The organism is Stenotrophomonas sp. HMWF023 (genome assembly GCF_003060985.1).
GTDB lineage: Bacteria > Pseudomonadota > Gammaproteobacteria > Xanthomonadales > Xanthomonadaceae > Stenotrophomonas > Stenotrophomonas lactitubi.
This window is the reverse complement of the sequence record NZ_QAIJ01000315.1, coordinates 1-4,982: the sequence shown is the minus strand read 5'-3', so window position 1 is coordinate 4,982 and position 4,982 is coordinate 1. Positions and strand designations below refer to the sequence as shown.

4 protein-coding genes and 1 pseudogene are annotated in these 4,982 nt (G+C 68.2%); 2 read left to right on the top strand and 3 right to left on the bottom strand.

The window, feature by feature from the left end:
- The coding region (gene cydD, locus DBR20_RS18825) for a thiol reductant ABC exporter subunit CydD (RefSeq protein WP_258223425.1) at nucleotides 1-1,303 on the top strand (1,303 nt) is incomplete at its 5' end.
- Nucleotides 1,300-2,979, top strand: coding sequence for a thiol reductant ABC exporter subunit CydC (gene cydC, locus DBR20_RS18820; protein WP_108267626.1), 1,680 nt, complete (start codon nucleotides 1,300-1,302; stop codon nucleotides 2,977-2,979). The genes cydD and cydC, both read left to right, overlap by 4 nt.
- Before the next feature lie 82 nt (nucleotides 2,980-3,061).
- Here the strand turns inward: cydC and DBR20_RS18815 are convergent, their stop codons facing one another.
- From DBR20_RS18815 to DBR20_RS18805, 3 genes and pseudogenes are all read right to left on the bottom strand, one after another.
- Nucleotides 3,062-3,406: a DUF1294 domain-containing protein gene (locus DBR20_RS18815; RefSeq protein WP_108267624.1), complete on the bottom strand. Its 345-nt coding sequence runs from the start codon at nucleotides 3,404-3,406 to the stop codon at nucleotides 3,062-3,064.
- Nucleotides 3,406-4,518 carry a homoserine O-acetyltransferase gene (locus tag DBR20_RS18810; protein ID WP_108267622.1) on the bottom strand — a complete coding sequence of 371 codons (1,113 nt, stop codon included), beginning with the start codon at nucleotides 4,516-4,518 and terminating at the stop codon, nucleotides 3,406-3,408. Before DBR20_RS18810 ends, DBR20_RS18815 begins: the two co-directional genes overlap by 1 nt.
- Nucleotides 4,519-4,671: 153 nt before the next feature.
- Nucleotides 4,672-4,982: pseudogene (locus DBR20_RS18805) on the bottom strand (cytochrome C biogenesis protein); the annotation flags it as partial.

Genomic DNA, 4,982 nt, shown 5'->3' with positions numbered 1-4,982 from the left:
CGAGAACTACTACAGTGGTTTCCTGCCGGTGCGAACCGAAGTAGTGGTGGTGCCATTGCTGATCCTGGCCGCTGTGGCCTGGGTCGATTGGGTGGTTGCACTGATCCTGCTGTTCACCGCGCCGTTGGTGCCGTTTTTCATGATGCTGGTGGGCTGGGGCGCTGAAGCGGCCGGGCGCGCGCAGTTGGGCGAACTGGCGCGGATGAGCGGACACTTCGCCGATCGCATCAAGGGCCTGGGCCTGCTGCGCCTGTATGGCCGCGGGGAGGCCGAGCTGGCCGGCATCGAGGCTGCGGCCGAGGGCGTTCGCGTGCGCACGATGAAGGTGCTGCGCATCGCCTTCCTGTCCTCCACCGTGCTGGAATTCTTTGCGTCGGTCAGCGTGGCGATGGTCGCGCTGTATCTGGGCCTGAGCTATCTGGGCCTGATGTCGTTGCATGCGACCGTGCCGACGCTGGGGGCTGGCCTGTTCTGCCTGTTGCTGGCACCGGAGTTCTACGCGCCGTTGCGGCGCCTGGCCGCGCACTATCACGACCGTGCCAACGCGCTGGCCGCTGCCGCCGAGGTGGAGCGCCTGCTGCAGACGCTGCCGGAAGACGAGGCCACGATTGCAGAGGACGGCATGCCGTTGGCACCGGAGCCGGCCGAGGCTGCCTTGCCGCCGCTGCAGGCGCACGGTCTGGTACTGCGTCCGTTGGGCGCTACCCACGACGTGCTGCAGAACCTGGACCTGCAGCTGGAACCGGGGCAGCGCCTGGCCCTGGTCGGCCCCAGTGGCAGCGGCAAGAGCACGTTGCTGGAAGCGCTGGCCGGTTGGCTGCCGCCGCGCGCGGGCCGGGTGCAGCTGCGGCCGGGACTGCAGGTGGCCTATGCCAGCCAGCGTCCCTATCTGTTCCACGGCACCATTGCCGAGAACCTGCGCCTGGCCGATCCCGGTGCCAGCGACGCGCGCCTGCGCGCTGTTGCTGAAGCTGCACAGGTGCTGCAGTTCGCGCAACGCCTGCCAGAGGGGCTGGATACGCTGATCGGCGAGCGCGGCTTCGGCCTGTCCGGTGGCGAAGCACGTCGCATCGGCCTGGCGCGCCTGCTGCTGCGCGATCCGCAGGTGCTGCTGCTGGATGAGCCGACTGCTTTTCTCGACGCCGAAACCGAAGCGGCGCTGCTGCGCAGCCTGGCCGCGTATGCGCGCGGGCGGAGTGTGGTGGTGGCCACCCACAGCCCGGCGGTGATCGCCTGGGCCGACCGCTGCCTGCTGCTGCCAGATGGGCGTCTGGTTGAACCGGCACAGGCGGTACGCGCATGAGCCGCTCTTCCGATTCACTGCGCGCGGTGTTCCTGCGCCATCGCCCGCGCCTGCTGCTGGCGGTGCTGCTGCTGTGGACCACGATGCTGGCCGGCACCGCGCTGCTGGGCCTGTCCGGCGGCTTCCTGACCGCTGCAGCGCTGGCCGGTGCAGCGGGCCTTGGCCAGGGCTTCAATTTCTTCACTCCGTCGGCCGGCATCCGCGGGCTGACCATGGCGCGCATCGCATCGCGCTACTTCGAAAAACTGGTGGGGCATGACGCCACCCTGCGCATCGCCCGCGATCTGCGCGTGTGGTTCTTCCGCCGCGCGCTGCCGCTGGCGCCGGCACGGCTGGGCGCGACCCGCACTGGCGATCTGCTGGCGCGGCTGCTGGGCGACATCGGCGAAATAGACGGCCTGCTGGTGCGTGCCATCGGCCCGTTGCTGGCGCTGGCTGCGTTGACGCTGGTGGGCGTGGGCTCGGCGGCGTTGATCCTGCCATCGGCGGCGCTGCTGCTGGCGGTACTCGGGCTGCTGATCGGTGTTGGCGTGCCGTGGCTGGGCGTGAGGGGTCATGACAGCGAAGAGGCCGACCGCGCTGCACATCGAGCGGCGTTGCGCACGGCGGCATTCGAAGGGCTGGAAGGGGCGGCTGATCTGGCCGCGCTGCATGCCGGCAACGCCTGGCAGTTGAAGGTGCGGGTGGCGGCCAAGCAGGTGGCCTCACGCGATCGCCGCCGACGCCTGCGCTTGATTGCTGCATCAACGCTGCATGGTGTGCTGGCCGGGCTCGGCCTGGTGGCGATGCTGGCGCTGGCGCTGCATGCGGCCGAACAACAACGGATCGCGCCGGAAATGGCGGCCGGGCTGGTGTTCCTGACCGTAGCGATGATCGAGCTGTGGGCGGGCATGGGCCTGGCCTGGCAGTCGCTGCAATCAGGGCGCATTGCGGGCGCGCGTCTGCAGGCCATCGTCGAGCAACCGCCTTCGGTGCAGGAGCCTGCATCGCCGCAGCCACTTGCGCCGGCCGCGACCGTGCACTGGGACGACGTGCACTTCCAGTGGCCAGGCGCCGCGCGGCCGGTTCTGTGTGGCCTGCAGCTGACGCTGGCGCCGGGGGAGCGCATCGCCATCCGTGGCGACAGCGGCAGCGGCAAGACCACGTTGTCGAGCCTGCTGCTGCGTCTGTGGGATCCGCAGCAGGGACGGCTGACCTACGGTGGCCAGGACCTGCGCGATGTCGCCCAGGCCGACTGGCACCGGCATCTGGCATGGCTGCCGCAGAACGCACCGGTATTTGCCGGCAGCGTCGCCGAGAACCTGCGACTGGGCGATCCCGAGGCCAGTGACGAGGCGTTGTGGTCGGTGCTGCAACGGGTACGGCTGGGCGAATGGGCCGAGCGCAATGGCGGCCTGCAGGCCTGGGTGGGCGAGAACGGCGCGACGATGTCGGCCGGCCAGGCGCGTCGCCTGGCGCTGGCCCGCGCGCTGCTGCGCAATGCGCCGATCCTGCTGGTGGATGAGCCCACCGAAGGCCTGGACGTGGATACCGCGCGCGCACTGCTGCAGGACCTGCCAGCCCTGCTGGAAGGACGCAGCCTGTTGATGATCACCCACGATGACCTGCCCGCAGGTGTGGTGGATGTGCAGTACCGGTTGCGCGATGGGGTATTGGTCCGCGAACCGCTTCGGTAGATGCCGACCTTGGTCGGCATATCCACGCGTGGCGTGGATCTACAGTCGGCATATCCACGCGTGGCGTGGATCTACAGGGCAGCTACCGCGAAAACTCGCGCAGCATCACCGCGATCGAGGCCGCGTTGGCCAGCACGCACAGCCAGAACACCCACTGGAACTGCATCTTGCGATGTTTGTGGCGGAACACCGCCTGGCCGAGCAGTGCACCGGGCCAGCCGCCGGCAACGGCCAGCAGCTGCACCGTGCGTTCCGGCGTCCGCTGCTGTTTTCGCTGCGCTGCGCGCTTGTCGTGTCCATACAAACCAAACGACACCGCGCTGGTCAGCGCGCACCACGCGCCCAGCCACAGCGGAAACACGCCGCTTGCGGTCAAGCCGATCAACGCACCGAACGCGGCCAGTGCGAGATTGCGCCGCCACACCATTACAGTTCGTCGAGGAAGCCGCGCACGGCCGGGCCGAAACGTTCGAAGTCGACCAGGAACGCGTCATGGCCCTGCGGTGATTCCAGGCCGATGAAACGCGCATCCGCGCCGCCGGCGCGCAGGCCATCGGCCACCTGTTGCTGCTGCTGTACCGGGAACAGGATGTCGGTGTTCGCGCCAATTGCCAGCGCCTTGTCGACGCGGATACTGGCGAGTCCGGCCAGCACATCGCCATCGCCATATTCGGCCAGGTCGAACCAGTCCATCGAGCGGCTCAAGTACAGATAGCAGTTCGGATCGAAGAAGCGCACGAACCGGCGTGCATGTCCTTCCAGATAGCTTTCGACCTGGAATTCCAGACCGAACGGATCATCGTCGGCCTGGTCTGAATCCAGCCGCACGCGACCGAAGCGGCCATCCCATTCCAGCGCCGAGCGGTAGGTGATGACGCCCAGCTTGCGTGCCATGCGCATGCCCGATTCCGGGTATGCCTCATTGTCGTAGTGGCCGCCGTTCCAGCGCGGATCCAGGCGGATGGCTTCGCGCTGCAGCGAACGGATGGCGATCGAGAAGGGCAATGCCTGTGCGCTGCCGGAAATGTTGATATGGCTGCGGGCGATGCCCGGATGCAGCAGCAACACCGCCAGCGCCGTCATCCCGCCCATTGAATTTCCGATCACGCAGGCGAGCTGTTCGATGCCCAATGCGCGCACCACGTCGATCGCCGCGCGTGCGCCGTCTTCGATCGACAGTTCCGGAAAATCCAGGCGATACAGTTCGCCGCTGGCTGGATTGATCGATGCAGGGCCGGTGGAGCCCTTGCAGCTGCCCAGCGAGTTCACGCAGATCACGAACCAGCGGTCTGTATCGATCGGCTTGCCGGGGCCGATCATGGCTTCCCACCAGCCTGGCGCAGGATTGGCTTCGTTGGCCGCCGCATGCGCGTCGGGCGACAGGCCGGTGACGATCAGGATCGCGTTACCGGCGCTGGCATCCAAAGTGCCCCAGGTCTCGTAGGCCACGCGCGCACCGTGCAGGGCGCCGCCGCGTTTGCACGGAAAGGGCGAGGGCAGGGCATGGAAGCGGGTGCCGGGCGGAATGAATTCGGTCATGTAGGCATTCTAGCGGGGCGGCATGTGCAGCTGGCGACACGCTGGTTTCCATGGGCGGGCTGAGCGTGGATCCGCCGGGCATGGCCCGGCGCTACCGGTGGTGCGCGTGGGTAGCGCCGGGCCATGCCCGGCGAGCGCAGCGGCGCGGGTACGTTACGGGAACCGCAGCTCGACCATGCCGTCATGCGGCAGGCTGACCTTGACCGGCGCGGTCTGCAGGTCGTCTTCGCTGCGGTTGGCGCTGCCGCTGCGCGAAATGCGCGCCAGTACTTCCACTTCGCGATGCGCCGACAACGGTGCAGTTGGCATCGGGCTGTCGCCGTCGCCGAGGCCGACCGTTGCGGGGAAGCCGGCCAGGGGCAGCTTGCGTGCAGCCACCGGCATCGGCGGGCCGCCCACGGCGCGCGCCAGCACGAACACCTGGGTGCTGGCCGGCCAATCACTTGCTTTCAACGACGCGGGCA

Coding starts and splice junctions, on each gene's coding strand:
- cydC (WP_108267626.1), top strand. CDS start 1,300: ATGAGCCGCTCTTCCGATTCACTGCGCGCGGTGTTCCTGCGCCATCGC.
- DBR20_RS18815 (WP_108267624.1), bottom strand. CDS start 3,406: ATGGTGTGGCGGCGCAATCTCGCACTGGCCGCGTTCGGTGCGTTGATC.
- DBR20_RS18810 (WP_108267622.1), bottom strand. CDS start 4,518: ATGACCGAATTCATTCCGCCCGGCACCCGCTTCCATGCCCTGCCCTCG.